Annotated in this window: 19 protein-coding genes; 14 read left to right on the top strand and 5 right to left on the bottom strand. The window is 40.5% G+C overall.

The window, feature by feature from the left end:
- Positions 1 to 22 precede the first annotated feature (22 nt).
- The 4 genes from ACVAMZ_RS09065 to ACVAMZ_RS09050 all read left to right on the top strand — a co-directional run bounded on the left by ACVAMZ_RS09065 (position 23) and on the right by ACVAMZ_RS09050 (position 3412).
- Positions 23 to 1873 carry a polysaccharide biosynthesis protein gene (locus ACVAMZ_RS09065; protein ID WP_178895585.1) on the top strand — a complete coding sequence of 617 codons (1851 nt, stop codon included), beginning with the start codon at positions 23 to 25 and terminating at the stop codon, positions 1871 to 1873.
- A 116-nt stretch (positions 1874 to 1989) separates the two neighbouring features.
- Positions 1990 to 2346 (top strand): DUF805 domain-containing protein, encoded by a 357-nt coding sequence (locus ACVAMZ_RS09060; RefSeq protein ID WP_178895584.1) that lies wholly within the window; start codon positions 1990 to 1992, stop codon positions 2344 to 2346.
- Between the two features lie 167 nt (positions 2347 to 2513).
- Entirely contained in the window at positions 2514 to 2978 is a 465-nt protein-coding gene (locus ACVAMZ_RS09055) for a DUF805 domain-containing protein (RefSeq protein WP_461684629.1), read from the top strand.
- 74 nt (positions 2979 to 3052) lie between these two features.
- Positions 3053 to 3412 carry a DUF805 domain-containing protein gene (locus tag ACVAMZ_RS09050; protein ID WP_049494423.1) on the top strand — a complete coding sequence of 120 codons (360 nt, stop codon included), beginning with the start codon at positions 3053 to 3055 and terminating at the stop codon, positions 3410 to 3412.
- Positions 3413 to 3488: 76 nt separating this feature from the next.
- Here ACVAMZ_RS09050 and ACVAMZ_RS09045 read toward each other — a convergent pair whose 3' ends face one another.
- The 3 genes from ACVAMZ_RS09045 to sdaAB are packed head-to-tail and all read right to left on the bottom strand — an operon-like array spanning position 3489 to position 5694.
- Positions 3489 to 4118, bottom strand: a complete 630-nt coding sequence (locus ACVAMZ_RS09045; protein ID WP_461684628.1) for an HAD hydrolase-like protein — start codon at positions 4116 to 4118, stop codon at positions 3489 to 3491.
- A 23-nt stretch (positions 4119 to 4141) separates the two neighbouring features.
- Complete coding sequence (gene sdaAA / locus ACVAMZ_RS09040) at positions 4142 to 5014, bottom strand: L-serine ammonia-lyase, iron-sulfur-dependent, subunit alpha (protein ID WP_461684627.1); 873 nt, start codon at positions 5012 to 5014, stop codon at positions 4142 to 4144.
- Between the two features lie 8 nt (positions 5015 to 5022).
- Entirely contained in the window at positions 5023 to 5694 is a 672-nt protein-coding gene (gene sdaAB / locus ACVAMZ_RS09035; RefSeq protein WP_004251057.1) for an L-serine ammonia-lyase, iron-sulfur-dependent subunit beta, read from the bottom strand.
- A gap of 240 nt (positions 5695 to 5934) precedes the next feature.
- On the opposite strand from sdaAB, the gene apf reads away from it, so the two are divergent.
- Complete coding sequence (apf, locus tag ACVAMZ_RS09030) at positions 5935 to 6561, top strand: aggregation-promoting factor (RefSeq protein WP_263394155.1); 627 nt, start codon at positions 5935 to 5937, stop codon at positions 6559 to 6561.
- A 21-nt stretch (positions 6562 to 6582) separates the two neighbouring features.
- Here the strand turns inward: apf and ACVAMZ_RS09025 are convergent, their stop codons facing one another.
- Positions 6583 to 6855 carry a hypothetical protein gene (locus ACVAMZ_RS09025; protein WP_263394154.1) on the bottom strand — a complete coding sequence of 91 codons (273 nt, stop codon included), beginning with the start codon at positions 6853 to 6855 and terminating at the stop codon, positions 6583 to 6585.
- Here ACVAMZ_RS09025 and ACVAMZ_RS09020 point away from each other — a divergent pair.
- Positions 6838 to 7035 (top strand): hypothetical protein, encoded by a 198-nt coding sequence (locus ACVAMZ_RS09020; RefSeq protein ID WP_416385342.1) that lies wholly within the window; start codon positions 6838 to 6840, stop codon positions 7033 to 7035. The genes ACVAMZ_RS09025 and ACVAMZ_RS09020 overlap by 18 nt on opposite strands.
- Before the next feature lie 178 nt (positions 7036 to 7213).
- On the opposite strand, the gene ACVAMZ_RS09015 is transcribed toward ACVAMZ_RS09020, so the two are convergent.
- A complete protein-coding gene (locus tag ACVAMZ_RS09015; RefSeq protein ID WP_263394153.1) occupies positions 7214 to 8017 on the bottom strand; it encodes a hypothetical protein in 804 nt (267 codons plus the stop codon).
- Positions 8018 to 8321: 304 nt separating this feature from the next.
- Here ACVAMZ_RS09015 and mnmA point away from each other — a divergent pair, with 304 nt between their 5' ends.
- The 8 genes from mnmA (at position 8322) to ACVAMZ_RS08975 (ending at position 16808) form a co-directional block, all read left to right on the top strand.
- Positions 8322 to 9443 carry a tRNA 2-thiouridine(34) synthase MnmA gene (mnmA, locus tag ACVAMZ_RS09010; protein ID WP_461684626.1) on the top strand — a complete coding sequence of 374 codons (1122 nt, stop codon included), beginning with the start codon at positions 8322 to 8324 and terminating at the stop codon, positions 9441 to 9443.
- A 140-nt stretch (positions 9444 to 9583) separates the two neighbouring features.
- Positions 9584 to 10039 (top strand): NUDIX hydrolase, encoded by a 456-nt coding sequence (locus tag ACVAMZ_RS09005; RefSeq protein WP_461684625.1) that lies wholly within the window; start codon positions 9584 to 9586, stop codon positions 10037 to 10039.
- 8 nt (positions 10040 to 10047) lie between these two features.
- Positions 10048 to 11964, top strand: a complete 1917-nt coding sequence (gene mnmG, locus ACVAMZ_RS09000) for a tRNA uridine-5-carboxymethylaminomethyl(34) synthesis enzyme MnmG (RefSeq protein WP_178895577.1) — start codon at positions 10048 to 10050, stop codon at positions 11962 to 11964.
- 87 nt (positions 11965 to 12051) lie between these two features.
- Positions 12052 to 12186 carry a hypothetical protein gene (locus tag ACVAMZ_RS08995; protein WP_259274709.1) on the top strand — a complete coding sequence of 45 codons (135 nt, stop codon included), beginning with the start codon at positions 12052 to 12054 and terminating at the stop codon, positions 12184 to 12186.
- A 44-nt stretch (positions 12187 to 12230) separates the two neighbouring features.
- Positions 12231 to 13784 carry a damage-inducible protein CinA gene (locus ACVAMZ_RS08990; RefSeq protein ID WP_461684624.1) on the top strand — a complete coding sequence of 518 codons (1554 nt, stop codon included), beginning with the start codon at positions 12231 to 12233 and terminating at the stop codon, positions 13782 to 13784.
- 126 nt (positions 13785 to 13910) lie between these two features.
- Positions 13911 to 16118 (top strand): anaerobic ribonucleoside-triphosphate reductase, encoded by a 2208-nt coding sequence (nrdD, locus tag ACVAMZ_RS08985; protein WP_461685182.1) that lies wholly within the window; start codon positions 13911 to 13913, stop codon positions 16116 to 16118.
- Positions 16119 to 16129: 11 nt separating this feature from the next.
- Positions 16130 to 16270, top strand: coding sequence for a hypothetical protein (locus ACVAMZ_RS08980; protein ID WP_000521611.1), 141 nt, complete (start codon positions 16130 to 16132; stop codon positions 16268 to 16270).
- Positions 16271 to 16307: 37 nt separating this feature from the next.
- Positions 16308 to 16808 carry a GNAT family N-acetyltransferase gene (locus ACVAMZ_RS08975; RefSeq protein ID WP_461684623.1) on the top strand — a complete coding sequence of 167 codons (501 nt, stop codon included), beginning with the start codon at positions 16308 to 16310 and terminating at the stop codon, positions 16806 to 16808.
- Positions 16809 to 16812: the final 4 nt, after the last annotated feature.

Raw genomic sequence — 16812 nt, 5'->3', positions numbered from 1 at the left:
TGTGTAGGAGGATACCATTCACATGAATAAAAAAATAACAGATTACGTAATTGATCTGGTTGAAGTATTAAATAAACAACAGAAACAAATATTTTGGGGATTTTTTGATATTGCCAGTATGGTCTTATCAATTATTGTTTCCTATATTCTATTTTATGGCTTGATTAATCCAGCCCCGGTAGACTATGTCATTTACACAGGCCTAACCTTCCTTTTCTACCAGCTTATGATTGGATTTTGGGGGCTGAATGCTAGTATTAGTAGATATAGCAAAATCACAGATTTTATGAAGATTTTCTTCGGAGTGACTATCAGTAGTATCTTCTCTTATGTGATCTGCTATGCTTTCTTGCCACTCTTTTCTGTCCGCTTTATCGTACTCTTTATCCTATTAACAACTTTCTTGATTCTACTTCCTCGTATCACTTGGCAGTTGATTTACTCAAGACGTAGAAAGGGAAATGGCGAAGGAGAACACCGTCGTACCTTCTTGATTGGTGCAGGCGATGGTGGTGCGCTCTTTATGGACAGCTACCAACATCCTACTAGTGACCTTGAACTGGTTGGGATTTTGGATAATGATGAAAAGAAAAAAGGACAAAAGCTTGGGAAAATCCCAGTTTTGGGTTCTTATGATGATCTACCAGAATTGGCTAAACGCTATAGAGTTGAAAAAGTTATCGTTGCGATTCCGTCACTAGATCCATCTGAATATGAGCGAATCCTGCAAATGTGTAACCATATCGGTGTAAAATGCTATAAGATGCCGATGATTGAGTCAGTTGTGCAAGGCATCCAACCTCAAGCAGGTGGTTTCCAGAAGATTGATATCACAGACCTTTTAGGACGTAAGGAGATTCAGCTTGATGAATCACGTCTGGGTTCTGAAATCACTGGTAAAACCATCTTGGTGACCGGTGCCGGAGGATCAATCGGTTCAGAAATCTGTCGTCAGGTTAGTCGTTTCAATCCTGAACGTGTCATTCTGCTCGGTCATGGAGAAAACTCTATTTATCTTATTTACCATGAATTGATTCGCAAGTTCCAGGAAATTGATTTTGTTCCTGTCATTGCTGATATTCAAGATTACGATCGTTTGCTTCAAGTTTTTGAGCAGTACGAACCAGCTATTGTTTACCATGCTGCAGCCCATAAACATGTTCCGATGATGGAGCGTAATCCAAAAGAAGCCTTCAAGAATAACATCCTTGGAACTTATAATGTTGCTAAGGCAGTTGACGCTGCTCGAGTTCCAAAAATGGTCATGATTTCGACAGATAAGGCCGTTAATCCACCAAACGTAATGGGAGCAACTAAACGTGTGGCTGAGTTGATTGTTACAGGTTTTAACCAACGTAGCCAATCAACCTATTGTGCGGTGCGTTTCGGTAACGTACTCGGTAGTCGTGGTAGTGTGATTCCTGTTTTTGAACGTCAGATTGCTGAAGGTGGTCCTGTAACGGTGACAGACTTCCGAATGACTCGTTACTTTATGACTATTCCAGAAGCTAGTCGTTTGGTGATTCATGCGGGCGCTTATGCCAAGGATGGGGAGGTCTTTATCCTTGATATGGGCAAACCAGTACGCATTTACGACTTGGCTAAGAAAATGGTTCTACTCAGTGGCCATACTGAAAATGAAATTCCAATCGTAGAAGTAGGGATCCGTCCAGGTGAAAAACTATATGAAGAGTTACTTGTATCAACTGAATTAGTTGACAATCAAGTAATGGACAAAATCTTTGTTGGTAAGGTAAATGTGATGCCTCTTGAAATAATCAATCAGAAGATTGAAGAGTTCCGTACTATGCAGGGTTCTGAGTTGAAGAGAGCTATTATTAGCTTTGCTAACGAAACAACACATGTTGACTAAATATAGATAATCTCTTTTTTCTAGATTTCGAGAGACTTTCAGAGTTTTTTGAACAAACTTGTTATTATTGAACAGATATGGTAAACTATAGTAAATAAAAAATTAGGGAGTAACTTATGATTAACGCTTATAAGAATTTTTTTAAAGGATATGTAGATTTTGCAGGCCGTTCAACACGTTCCGACTATTGGTGGGTTTGGCTTGGAAATATTATTCTTTATATTCCTTTCTTCTTAACATACGGAAATGCTCTGGCTAATTCGCGAAACGAGGGTGCTCTTATATCTTTGGGCTTTATCGCTATTATCTATTTTATTTTTGGCCTAGCACTTTTATTGCCGTCACTTGCTTTGATGGTCCGTCGCCTTCGTGATGCTGGTTTCCACTGGGCATTGATCTTTATTTTATTCGTTCCACTAGGTAGTATTGTTCTTCTAGTACTTTTCGCTATGCCAACAAAGGAAACACTATAAGATTAACTATCTGAAGAATGCTACAAGGACTAAGAAGTTTCAATCTTGCATAGGACTTCTTGAATATTATTGAACAATTTGCTAACACTCCCAGGTCTTTTACTAGATTTGGGAGTGTTCTATAACTGTACAGTATCTACTAGTAAAATAAAAAATGGGAGTATCCTATGATTAATGCGTATAAAAATTTTTTTAAGAATTATGCAGAGTTCACTGGACGTTCAACGCGGCCAGATTACTGGTGGGTTTGGCTAGGAAACTTTATTCTTTCTATTCCTTTCTGGATTATCTATTTCTACACCGTATTTCTTAGTGCCGTGATGGATTCAATAAACGATTCAGTGAGCGAAGCGACTTTTATGGTATTTGGCTTAGTTGTTATTATTTATGCAGTTTTCTACCTAGCAATCTTAGTGCCAACACTAGCTTTGTCGGTTCGCCGTTTGCGTGATGCTGGATTCCACTGGGCCTTTATCTTCCTTCGCTTCGTCCCTATGGGAGGGATTGCCCTTTTGATTTTACATGCTATGCCGACAAAAGAAACTGAAGTGGTAAACTATAGTGAACCTCAGGCAGTTAATGTCGAAGAAGTCATCGAGGTGACACCGTTCGAAGAATCAGATAAGAACTAAAAGATTTCGGTTTTACGGTTGAATCTTGTCTAGTAGTTCTCATGCCTTGTTTAAGATCTAATACGGAGTATTCTATGATTAACGCTTATAAAAATTTCTTTAAAGGGTTTTTAGATTTCACAGGCCGTTCAACGCGTCCGGATTTTTGGTGGGTTTGGATAATGAACAGTGTTTTATCCATTCCTCTTTATATTACCTATTTTCAGGCTGTCTTTACTGAAGAAGAAGTAGCAGACCCTATCGCAAGTGTGGGAATTCTGAGTTTTTATATCATTTTTTATTTAGTGATATTCATACCAAGTATCGCTCTAAGAATTCGTCGTTTACGTGACGCAGGCTTTCACTGGGCCTTCATTTTTCTCGCTTTCGCTCCAATGGGAGGATTTATTCTTTTAGTCCTGCTGGCAATGCCAACCAAGGAAGTAACTAACTAATAAATGACAGATCAAAGCAAGCACAAATTAAAAAACACTCCAATTTAATTGGAGTGTTTTTTGTTTAGGATTTCAATTATAGTTGACGTAAAATGTCTGCTGGTTGATGTGCGACCCAGTCAGGTTGATAGGTCATGAGGTCCTTCTCGTCACCAAATCCCCAAGTAACCGCTAGTTTTTTAATGCTAGTTTCTTGGGCGCCAATCATATCAAATTTAGTATCTCCGATAAGGACCACTTTTTCTGGGTCCAAGTTATGAGTTGCCAAAGCTTGACGAATGACGTCTGCCTTGTGCACTGCTTGAGGACTTGAACCATAGATGCCGTCAAAGAAATGATCGATTTCAAAATTAGCTGTCATATGGACTGCTGTCGGAGTATTTTTTGTTGTCGTGATATAGAGAGGATATTGTTGAGCTAGTTCAGTGAGTAGTTCCTTGATTTGTGGAAAGAGCTGGGCTTCGTAAACTCCTTTTTCCTTATAATAGGAGCGATAAAGCTGGATAGCTGACTCAATCTGCTCAGTTGGTAAGCAACTAGCGAAACTAGTTTCTAAAGGAGGTCCCATAAAACCACGGATGGTTTTTGCATCTGGACTAGGGACTCCCAGTTGTTCAAAAGTATAGGTGAAGCCATTGTGAATACCGATAGAGCTGTCCACAAGGGTTCCATCTAAGTCGAAAAAGATGGCTGATAAGGATGACATTGATTCTCCTAGTAATCTTGAAATTATTCGCCGAAGATTTCTTTTTGAAGGCGACGGCCTGTCGGTGTGGCTGCGAGACCACCTTCGGCAGTTTCACGAAAGGCAGTTGGGAGGCTAGAGCCTACTTGGTACATGGCATCAATGACTTCGTCAACGGGAATTTTTGATTCGATACCAGCTAGAGCCATATCAGCTGCGATGAAGGCGAAGCTTGCTCCCATGGCATTACGCTTAACGCATGGGACTTCAACCAAACCTGCAACGGGATCGCAGATAAGACCGAGCATATTTTTGATAACAAACGCGATAGCCTGACTCGCTTGATAAGGAGTTCCACCTGCAGCCAGGGTTAGGGCAGCAGCGCTCATGGCAGAGGCAGATCCAACTTCGGCTTGACAGCCTCCTTCGGCTCCCGAGATAGAGGCATTGTTAGCAATGACGAGCCCAAAAGCACCAGCAGCAAAGAGAAAATCTAGTTGTTGTTCATGTGTTAAATTTAACTTTTGAATAGCAGATGTGAGAACTGCAGGAAGACAACCTGCGCTACCTGCGGTCGGTGTCGCACAAACAAGGCCCATCTTGGCATTGTGCTCATTAACGGCAATGGCGTTACGGGCGGCAGATAAGACAGTGAAGTCTGATAAGGTCTTTCCTTTTTTGATGTAATGATCTAGCTTGGCAGCGTCACCACCTGTCAAACCGCTACGAGATTTCTTTTCGCTGAGACCAAGCTCGACGGAAGCTTTCATAACCTCAAGATTGCGTTCCATGAGGAGGAGAACTTCTTCTCGCTCACGACCAGTTAGCTCAAACTCAGTTGTAATCATGAGTTCAGCAACATTTCCTTGAAAATCTAGTTCGGCTTGTTCGACTAATTCTTTGATAGAGTAAAACATATTTTCTCCTATTGAAAGAAATTGACATTGTGCAAATGAGGAATTTTACGAATTTCTTCGATAGATTCTTCACAGTTGCGACTATCAACTTCGATAATCATAATGGCTTTCTCCCCGGCCTTTTCTCGGGTCACATTCATTTGGGCGATGTTGATGCCAAAGCGTGATAGGGCCTCTGTCACATGAGCAATCATACCTGGAACATCTTGATGAACGATGATAATAGTAGGTGTATTCATGTTGAGGGATACCGCAAAACCATTGAGTTCTGTCACCTGGATATTTCCACCGCCGATTGAAATTCCTGTTACGCTGATAGTCTTACGATCGTTCTTAACAGTGATTTTCGTAGTATTTGGGTGGGGAGCATTACTGTCCTTTTGGATGGTCCATACGATTTTAATGCCACGCTTATGAGCAATTTCTAAACTATTTGGAATTTCAGGGTCATCGGTATCCATTCCTAATATCCCAGCTACAAGGGCAAGGTCTGTCCCGTGTCCACGATAGGTTTTTGCAAAAGAGTTAAAAAGCTGGAATTCAACTTCAGTTGGAGTATCATCAAAGATAGATGAAACGATTTTACCGATACGAACAGCTCCCGCCGTGTGACTACTAGATGGCCCAATCATGACTGGTCCAATGATATCAAAGACAGATTGAAAACGAAGTGATTGCATCTGTTTCCCCTTAAAAAGATTCTTACTTCTATTATAGCAAAGATTAGATGTAAGTGCTTAATTACTTTCTGAAATATATAAAAAGATTAAAAAGCTTTTATAACAAGGGTTTTGTAACAAAAAGTGGCTTTTTTAAGTAAATAAATCACAGTTTTGTAACATTTCTACACAAATTCGTTAACAAATAGTAACATTAGAAAGGTATCATGGTAGTATAAGAAAAAAGGAGAACTTTTTTAAATGAAATTAAACATTAAGACTAAACTTGCAGGATTTGCAGTTGTACTTGCTTTCCTTGCACCATCACTTACTTTTGCACAAGAAACAAAAACTTATACAGTTAAACCTGGAGATACTCTTTCAGAAATTGCTGAGACTTACAACACAACAGTTGAAAAATTAGCTAAATTGAACAACATTAAAAATGTTGACCTTATCTTTGTTGACCAAGTATTGGTTATCGATGGGGCAGCTCCAGTTGCTGAAACTACAACAACAGAAGCTCCTGTAGCAGAAGTTGAAGAAACTCCAGCAGTTGCTGAAACTGTTGTAGAAGAAACTACATACGAAGAAACTTACGAAGCTCCAGCTCAAGCACCTGCAGCAACAGAAAGCTACTCAGCTCCAGCTGCAACTGTAAGCGGATCTGAAGCAGAAGCGAAAGAATGGATCGCTCAAAAAGAATCAGGAGGTAGCTACACAGCGACAAACGGACGTTACATCGGACGTTACCAATTGACAGATTCTTACTTGAATGGCGACTACTCAGCTGAAAACCAAGAACGTGTAGCAGACGCTTATGTTGCTGGACGTTACGGTTCATGGACAGCTGCTAAGAACTTCTGGCTTAACAACGGTTGGTATTAAGAAGATATAGAAAAGGAAGTCTCAATGACTTTCTTTTTTGTTTACAAAGATATCAACTTCTCGCTCTAGTTCTGTTAGTAAGTGTTCATTTTCTACTAGCTTAGCTAAGGAGAGTCCATTTTGTATCAACTGAGCATCATTAGTACAAATGACTATACGAATATAGGAAAACGCAAGTGTGTCATACCGTTTGCTTATTTTTGCTTCCTCCAAGAGAGTGTAGCAAAGCTGTTTGTAAACTAACTTATCACCATTGTAAAGATAAAGAGTTGAGAGATTCAGCAGCAACATCATATTTTGTCATTTTCATTATATCTAAGCATGTCTACTAGTCCAATAATTGGACTAGTGATTGGACATACTGAAATAAATCCAATAAATTCTATTATTATAGCTCTTAGTACGATATGGGCATTAATTTTGATATTATCAAGGGTGTATAGAAAATATTTTTATAGAGACGAAGATGACTAAAGTTTTTATCAATAATTGGCTCCATAATATCTATAGGGAATTTACCTACTACAAATATCATAGAGCCCTAAAAAAGAGCCGTTTAAGGCTCTTTTTGTGTGTTTACATTTGATGAGAGATCATTATAAACATTGGTGTTGAGGGCTTACAAGTTTATGGGATTTCGACATCTAGATTATTAGTTAGACGAACTGGTTGTATCGCTATTAGACTCTGATTGAGAACCTGAAGAATCAGCAGTTTGACCTCCTGTATTAGCGCTATTATCTCCTCCACTACTAGTACTACCAGATGAAGACTGCTCAGCTGCAGGTGCTTGGGAATTAGATATGCTTCCATTTGTTTCTGGATAGCTTTGAATATAGCTACTATCTTCTGAACGGTTGGCTTCTATTCCGGCATCTCTAGTAGTCGTTTCTGTTTGGGTAGTTTTTTCTTCTTCTTTTTTGGTCAAGACTTCAACTTGTTTTTGGAATTTAGAGATTAGTTCTTGAATTGGTTTTATCTTTTCTTCAAGAGCAACTTGGTCGCTGGCAGAATTAATGTTTTTAATGATGTCTATTATTTTTTGCAAGGAAGTGATGGCTGTCTCAAGTGTTTGTTTATCTTGAAACTGGCTATCAGAATCCTTTATATCTAATTTCAAAGCTTTTTCACTATAATGATTTGTGACTTTATCGGCAGTAGAAGCGAGAAAGTCTGCTAATGTCTTTTTGCCTTCATCAGTAGTTGGTTTTAATTCTTGAATTTTTTTCCAATCTTCTATAATAGTTTCAGAATCAATATTGAAGTCTTTAATGGCGTTTTTTACTTGTTCGACATCTTGTTGATTTTTTTGTTGTTTGATGAGAGCAACGTTCCCTCTCTCTGCTTGGATTTTTTCTTGATGGAGGACTAAGCCTGTCAAAAGTCCAATACCTGCAATAAGTGTAATAATAAAAATAGTATTTTTTGATTTTAGAATATCTTTGTAGTTGTTCACATTAGTTCTACGCACATGGATGATGGTGTATATATGGAATCATGTGCGCATTCCTCCTTATTAAAGTATATCATTTTTAGTTGATTTTAAAAATAAGTTTTTAAAGAGAATAGAGATTTAGGAATGGATTGATTTTTTTGTATCCTATCTTCATGTATTTATAAAAGAGGTGGCTAGGTTTGTCAGCATCTTCCTTGTCTTCTCTAACCAAGCATGTTATAATGAAAACTGCTCAAACGACCTTCAATCGTGATAGCAAACACGACCTTCAATCGTGAATAAACGAATAGATGGGAGAACTACCATGAGTGATAACTCTAAAACACGTGTTGTCGTGGGGATGAGTGGTGGTGTTGATTCGTCGGTGACGGCTCTCTTACTCAAAGAACAGGGCTACGATGTGATCGGTATCTTCATGAAGAACTGGGACGACACAGATGAAAACGGCGTCTGTACGGCGACCGAAGATTACAAGGATGTGGCTGCAGTGGCAGACCAACTTGGCATTCCTTACTACTCTGTCAATTTTGAAAAAGAGTACTGGGACCGCGTTTTTGAGTATTTCCTAGCGGAATACAGAGCAGGACGCACGCCAAATCCAGACGTTATGTGTAACAAGGAAATCAAGTTTAAGGCCTTTTTGGACTATGCCATGACCTTGGGAGCAGACTATGTAGCAACTGGACACTATGCCCGTGTGGCGCGTGATGAGGATGGCATCGTTCACATGCTTCGTGGCGTGGATAATGGCAAGGATCAGACCTATTTCCTCAGCCAACTTTCACAAGAACAATTACAAAAGACCATGTTCCCACTGGGACATTTGGAAAAGCCTGAAGTTCGCAAACTAGCAGAAGAAGCAGGTCTTGCGACTGCTAAGAAGAAAGATTCAACAGGGATTTGCTTTATCGGAGAAAAGAACTTTAAAGAATTTCTCAGCAACTACCTACCAGCCCAGCCTGGTCGCATGATGACTGTAGATGGTCGCGATATGGGCGAGCATGCAGGACTGATGTATTATACGATCGGTCAGCGTGGAGGACTTGGTATCGGTGGTCAACACGGTGGGGATAATGCCCCTTGGTTCGTTGTTGGAAAGGACTTGAGCCAAAATATCCTCTATGTAGGACAAGGTTTCTATCATGAAGCGCTCATGTCAACCAGTTTAGAGGCTAGTCAAGTCCACTTTACTCGTGACATGCCAGAGGAATTTACGCTCGAATGTACGGCTAAATTCCGCTACCGTCAGCCAGACTCGAAGGTGACTGTACATGTCAAAGGAGACAAGGCAGTGGTCATTTTTGCAGAACCACAACGCGCCATTACACCAGGACAGGCAGTTGTCTTTTACGATGGTGAAGAATGTCTCGGTGGTGGTTTGATTGACAATGCCTACCGTGATGGCAAGGTTTGTCAGTACATTTAGATTGACAAATTTTCTCAATTTGCTACAATAATAAAAGCAATAGAAATGATGGTCAAAGCTCATGGATGTTGCAGGCTTTTTTGTCCTGCACTTCTTACGAGTTTTGACTGTTTTTGTGTCGTTTAAAGGAAAGGACAAAAATGACTCAACAAGACTTTCGGACAAAGGTGGGAAACACTGTTTTTGGTGTTCGGGCAACAGCCTTGATTCTCCAAAATCATAAGCTCCTAGTCACCAAAGATAAGGACCAGTATTACACCATCGGCGGTGCTATTCAAGTCAACGAAAGAACGGAAGATGCGGTAGTCCGTGAGGTGAGGGAAGAACTGGATGTCAAAGCTCAAGCTGGACAACTAGCTTTCGTGGTTGAAAATCGTTTTGAGGAAGACGGTGTTCACTATCACAATATCGAGTTTCATTATTTAGTAGACTTGCTTGAAGATGCTCCATTGACTATGCAGGAAGACGAAAAAACGCAGCCTTGTGAGTGGATTGACTTGGACAAGCTTGAGGATATTCGGCTGGTTCCAGCCTTTTTAAAGACAGCCCTGCCTGATTGGAACGGACAACTAAGACACATTCATCTTGAGGAATAGGAGAGAAAATGACTTATAATTTTACAGAAGAATACGATATTATTGTAATTGGTGCGGGACATGCTGGGGTAGAAGCCTCTCTAGCTGCTAGCCGTATGGGTTGTAAGGTCTTGCTTGCGACTATCAACATCGAAATGTTGGCTTTCATGCCTTGTAATCCTTCTATCGGTGGCTCTGCCAAGGGAATTGTTGTGCGTGAGGTAGATGCCCTGGGCGGCGAAATGGCCAAGACTATTGATAAAAGCTATATCCAGATGAAGATGCTCAACACTGGGAAAGGACCTGCTGTTCGTGCTCTTCGTGCGCAGGCTGACAAGGAACTTTACTCTAAGGAAATGCGCAAAACGGTTGAAAATCAAGAAAATCTCACCCTTCGTCAAACCATGATTGATGAGATTTTGGTGGAAGATGGTAAGGTTGTCGGTGTTCGTACAGCGACCCATCAAGAGTATGCTGCAAAGGCTGTTATCGTGACCACAGGGACAGCCCTCCGTGGGGAAATCATCATCGGAGATCTCAAGTATTCATCAGGTCCAAACCACAGTCTGGCTTCTATTAACCTAGCTGATAATCTCAAGGAACTTGGACTTGAAATCGGTCGTTTCAAGACAGGAACTCCACCGCGCGTCAAGGCTTCCTCTATCAACTATGATGTGACAGAGATTCAGCCAGGAGATGAAACACCAAATCACTTTTCTTATACTTCACGTGATGAGGATTATGTTAAAGACCAAGTGCCGTGCTGGTTGACCTATACCAATGGTACCAGTCATGAGATTATCCAAAACAACCTCCATCGTGCGCCTATGTTTACAGGTGTGGTCAAGGGAGTGGGACCTCGTTACTGTCCATCAATTGAGGACAAGATTGTGCGTTTTGCAGACAAGGAACGCCACCAACTTTTCCTTGAGCCAGAAGGACGAAACACAGAAGAAGTTTATGTCCAAGGACTTTCAACCAGTCTTCCTGAGGATGTCCAGCGTGATCTGGTTCATTCTATCAAAGGTTTGGAAAATGCAGAGATGATGCGTACAGGTTATGCTATTGAGTATGACATGGTCTTGCCTCATCAATTGCGTGCGACTCTGGAAACCAAGAAAATCTCAGGACTTTTCACAGCTGGTCAGACAAATGGTACATCTGGTTACGAAGAGGCAGCAGGCCAAGGGATTATCGCAGGTATCAATGCGGCTCTGAAAATCCAAGGCAAGCCTGAGTTAATTTTGAAGCGCAGTGACGGCTATATCGGGGTGATGATTGATGACTTGGTGACCAAGGGAACCATTGAACCCTACCGTCTCTTGACCAGTCGTGCAGAATACCGCCTCATCCTCCGTCATGACAATGCTGATATGCGTTTGACAGAAATGGGGCGCGAGATTGGTCTTGTGGACGATGAACGTTGGGCTCGTTTTGAAATCAAGAAAAATCAATTTGAAAATGAAATGAAGCGTTTGGATAGCATCAAACTCAAGCCGGTCAAGGAAACTAACGCTAAGGTTGAAGCGATGGGCTTCAAGCCATTGACAGATGCGGTGACTGCCAAGGAATTCCTTCGTCGTCCTGAAGTTTCTTACCAAGATGTGGTAGCCTTCATCGGACCTGCTGCCGAAGAATTAGATGACAAGATTATCGAATTGATTGAAACCGAAATCAAGTACGAAGGCTATATCTCAAAAGCCATGGATCAGGTTGCCAAGATGAAACGCATGGAAGAAAAACGAATTCCAGCGAATATTGACTGGGATGATATTGACTCTATCGCGACTGAAGCTCGTCAGAAGTTCAAGCTTATCAATCCAGAAACCATCGGCCAAGCTAGCCGTATTTCAGGTGTAAACCCAGCAGATATTTCCATTCTTATGGTGTACTTAGAAGGTAAAAATCGAAGTATTTCTAAAAACTTAGAAAAAAAAGCTGACTAAAAATAAAAAGCTGAATTCTCTATTGAGGGCTTCAGCTTTTTTAGTTTTTTCTTCATTTTTCGAATTAAGAGAAAAGGAGAAATGACTATGCTGACAGTAGAAGAAAAAATTTTTTTAGAAGCCTATAAAAAAGCGTCTTATCATCGTTTTTATGAGATTGAATACTTCGCTAATCTCTGTAAAAAGCTGAACAAATGCCCTCAGCAGGCTGACAAGAACTAGACTTTTTGATATACTAGAACAAATTAAAATATAGGAGAGAGCGAATGAACGTATATGGCAGATTAGAAGACGAACCAATCCCAACTTGGACTGGAAATCAAGATAATTCAGGTGGGGGAGAGGTGCGAGAAGAGTTTGAAACACGACAATCTGCTCGCTTACCATTATTCAAAATCCTAATTTGGAGCACTTTAGCGGTACTTGTGTCTGTAGCTCTTCCTTTTGTGCTAGGATTGACTAGTCCAGAGCAGGCTCAAGATTTCTATATTGGATGGGCTATGCATCAGAGTGGGGATATCTACGCAGATTATTTTGGGACTAGTGGCCTCCTCTATTACTTTTTACAGTATTTAACCAAGGGCAGTATTTTGTTTGCCGTCTTTAATTGGTTAGCCTTAGTAGGTGCCGGATTCTTTCTTTTCCGTTCTGCTTTCAATCTGACTGGACAAGATAAGCAATCGCAACAAGTATTGACAGTCTTTTATGTCCTGGCTAGTGCTCTTAGTTTTGGTGGAGGCTATGCAACTATTCTTGCACTCCCATTCTTGTTTTATGCCTTAAGTTTAGTAACATCTTATTTGGCAGAACCAAGCCTTGACAAAGGATTTATCCGTATTGGAGCTAGCTTAGCTCTAGCATTTTTCTTTGCACCTTTGGTCACAACTTTATACGCCTTTGTCTTGTTTTTTGCTGTAACAGCTTTTAATGTTGGTCGCAATAATTTAGCTCATGGTGTTTATCAATTTTTTGCAGCGGGCCTTGGTTTTTCAATCTTCTTTTATCCAATCGGATATTATACAGCTTATAAAGGCAGTTTCGGAAATGCCATTAGTCAAATCCTCTATCCATTAGATAGTTTAAACTTTACGTCTAACTCAGGATTATTCGACAATATCCTCTTCTATGGATTGTTGTCGATAGGTCTCGGAGTATTGACATTGGCATTGACAGGTCTCTTCAAATATAAACCATTGAAGCAATCGGTCTTATCAATCTCTGCTGCAATAGCTGTCATTTTGGTATTAGTTTTAGAAATTTTTTCTACAGATCTTATCAATGGTAGTCGTATGGTTGAGTTCCTTCCTTTCTTGTCGCTTCTTTTGCTGACACGAATTTCAACAGAGAAGCCAGAAGGAGCGAATCGCCGTAGACGATCTAGAGAAGAAACTTCGGTATGGGGAGCTTTTCTAAAAGGAAATGCCTATCTGCCAATTTTAGCTCTGGCTTACCTATTTTTAGCACCTGTAGTATCACGATATTTGCTCCATGCGGAACAATATCAAGAACGTACAAGCATTGAATCTAAGGTCAAAGGGGAAACTCAAGCTACAGATCGTATCTATGTTTGGGACAATCTGACAAGTAGCTATAAAGCTAGCGAACGCTTGTCAGCTAGTCAGTTGCTATCGCCTAGATTGCATACAGGACTTGATGCAAATCGTACTAAACTTGTAAATGATCTACGAGATAATCAACCAAAGATGATTGTGGTGAATACAAAAACAAGCCTATGGACAGAAGTTGAGCAGCTCTTAGCTGAAAATTATCAAGCGGTTCAAAGTAAATTCAAAGATTTTAAACTCTACAAATTAAAATAAAAACTATCAATATCTTGTGTAATTTTAAAAAAAAATTTATTTTTTGACACAAGATATTGATTTTTATTTTTTTAGTGATATAATACTTTTTAGAATCAATATTATATTTAAGAAAAGGGTATGGATATGATTGTATTGGAAGAGAAGGCTGTCCCTGATCCGACTTTATTCGTTGAAAAACGTGACGGCAGACGTGTAATTTTTGATGTAGACAAGATTGACAAAGCGCTTCATAAGGCTGCTGAAAAGGTTATGGATGTAACCCCTTTGGTTGAAAAACGACTTAGTACCCTAGTTGAACGTATCGTTGAAGAAATTCATAGCCGTTTCCCACAAGGTGTAAAAATCTATGAAATCCAAAACATCGTAGAGCACGAATTGTTGGAAGCCAAAGAATACGCTTTGGCCGAGGAGTATATCACCTATCGGACTCAAAGGGATTTTGAGCGCTCAAAAGCGACAGATATCAACTTTAGTATTCATAAACTTCTTGACAAAGATCAGGCAGTTGTCAATGAAAATGCCAATAAAGACAGTGATGTCTTTAACACTCAGCGTGATTTGACGGCAGGGATTGTTGGGAAATCCATCGGACTTCAAATGCTTCCTAAACATGTGGCTAATGCCCACCAAAAAGGGGATATCCACTATCATGATTTGGACTACAGTCCCTATACCCCTATGACCAACTGCTGTTTGATTGATTTCAAGGGCATGTTGGAAAATGGTTTTAAGATTGGGAATGCTGAGGTAGAGAGTCCCAAGTCTATCCAAACTGCGACAGCACAGATTTCACAAATCATCGCAAACGTTGCTTCTAGCCAGTATGGAGGCTGTTCAGCAGACCGTATCGATGAAGTCTTGGCTCCTTATGCAGAGAAGAATTATCAAAAGCACCTCAAGGATGCGGAGGAATGGGTTCTGCCTGACAAGCGCCAAGAATATGCCTGGAAGAAAACCCAAAAAGACATCTACGATGCCATGCAATCTCTAGAGTACGAGATTAATACCCTCTTTACATCAAATGGGCAAACGCCATTTACCTCTCTGGGTTTCGGTCTAGGAACCAGTCGTTTTGAACGTGAAATTCAAAAGGCAATCCTGAACATTCGTATCAAGGGGCTTGGTTCAGAACACCGTACAGCCATCTTCCCTAAACTCATCTTTACTCTTAAAAGAGGTCTTAACTTAGAGGAAGGCTCGCCTAACTACGACATCAAGCAGTTGGCTCTTGAGTGTGCAACTAAGCGCATGTACCCGGATGTCTTGTCTTATGATAAGATTGTCGAGTTGACTGGTTCTTTCAAAGTTCCGATGGGATGCCGTTCATTCCTTCAAGGATGGAAGGATGAAAATGGAGTAGAAGTCAATTCGGGCCGTATGAACCTAGGGGTCGTGACAGTCAATCTTCCTCGTATCGCCCTTGAATCCGAAGGCGACCTGAACAAGTTCTGGGAAATCTTTAACGAGCGCATGAATATCGCGGAAGATGCTTTGGTTTACCGTGTGGACAGAACCAAGGAAGCCACTCCAGCTAATGCACCAATTCTTTATCAATATGGAGCCTTCGGACGTCGTCTTGGAAAAGAAGAAAGTGTTGATCAACTCTTTAAGAATCGTCGTGCAACTATTTCTCTGGGCTATATTGGCTTGTACGAGGTGGCGACAGTCTTCTTTGGTAATCATTGGGAAAATAATCCAGAAGCCAAAGAGTTCACCCTTGATATTATTCGCGATATGAAACGTCGAGTAGAAGAATGGTCTGACCAATATGGTTACCATTTCTCTATCTATTCAACGCCGTCTGAAAGTTTGACAGATCGTTTCTGTCGCTTGGATACGGAGAAATTCGGCTCTATTCCGGATATTACAGATAAAGAATACTACACAAATTCCTTCCATTATGATGTGCGTAAAAATCCAACTCCTTTTGAAAAACTAGATTTTGAAAAGGTTTATCCAGAAGCGGGTGCATCAGGTGGATTCATCCACTACTGTGAGTATCCAGTTCTTCAACAAAATCCAAAGGCTTTGGAAGCTGTATGGGACTATGCTTATGACCGGGTAGGTTATCTCGGAACTAATACTCCGATTGACCGTTGCTACAAGTGTGATTTTGAAGGAGATTTTGAACCGACAGAGAGAGGATTTGCTTGTCCTAACTGTGGGAATAACGATCCTAAAACAGTAGATGTGGTTAAACGGACCTGTGGCTATCTTGGGAACCCACAAGCGCGTCCGATGGTCAATGGACGCCACAAGGAAATTGCTGCGCGTGTCAAACACATGAACGGTTCTACTATCAAAACAGCAGGACATGAAGTAAGAAATTAGAAAGAGATAGCATGGGAAAATATCAATTAGATGATAAAGGCAAGGCCTTGGTTCAACGATTCCACGAAAAACATTCAAAGGGTGGAGTTAATAAAAAAGACAGAGTAGCTAGCCTTAGAGAACAGTTTTTAAACAAAAATAAGAAAAAGTGAGAGTCCCCTCTCACTTTTCTCATAGCGGGAGGAATACATGGAATTACGCAGACCAACATTGGAAGATAAAGAAACAATTTTAGAGATGATGGCAGAGTTTGAACAGACTCAATCAGCCCACGATGGTGGATTTTGGGATGCTGAGAACTTTGATTATGAGGAGTGGCTAGAAACTAACCTTAATAAAGAAATGGGAATAAAATTGCCTGAAAATCGTGTTCCATCAATTCAGTTCGTATTGTTTGATAAATCAGATCATGCTTTAGGTTTTTTAAATTTACGGCTGAGACTAAATGAGGGATTGCTGAATCATGCTGGCCATATCGGCTATTCCATCCGCCCTTCTGAAAGGGGAAAAGGTTACGCCAAAGAATCCCTCCGACAAGGTCTACAAATTGCCAAGGAAAAGAATATCAAACGAGCGCTTGTGACATGTAGCACGGAAAATCAGGCCAGCAGAGCTGTTATCTTAGCTAATGGTGGGAAGTTAGAGGATGTTCGAAATGGAACGGAGCGCTATTGGATAGAGTTGGAGTAGAAAG

It is taken from the genome of Streptococcus sp. KHUD_017 (assembly GCF_054861245.1).
The sequence above is the reverse complement of the archived record's forward strand: the minus strand, read 5'-3'. Positions and strand labels throughout refer to the sequence as shown.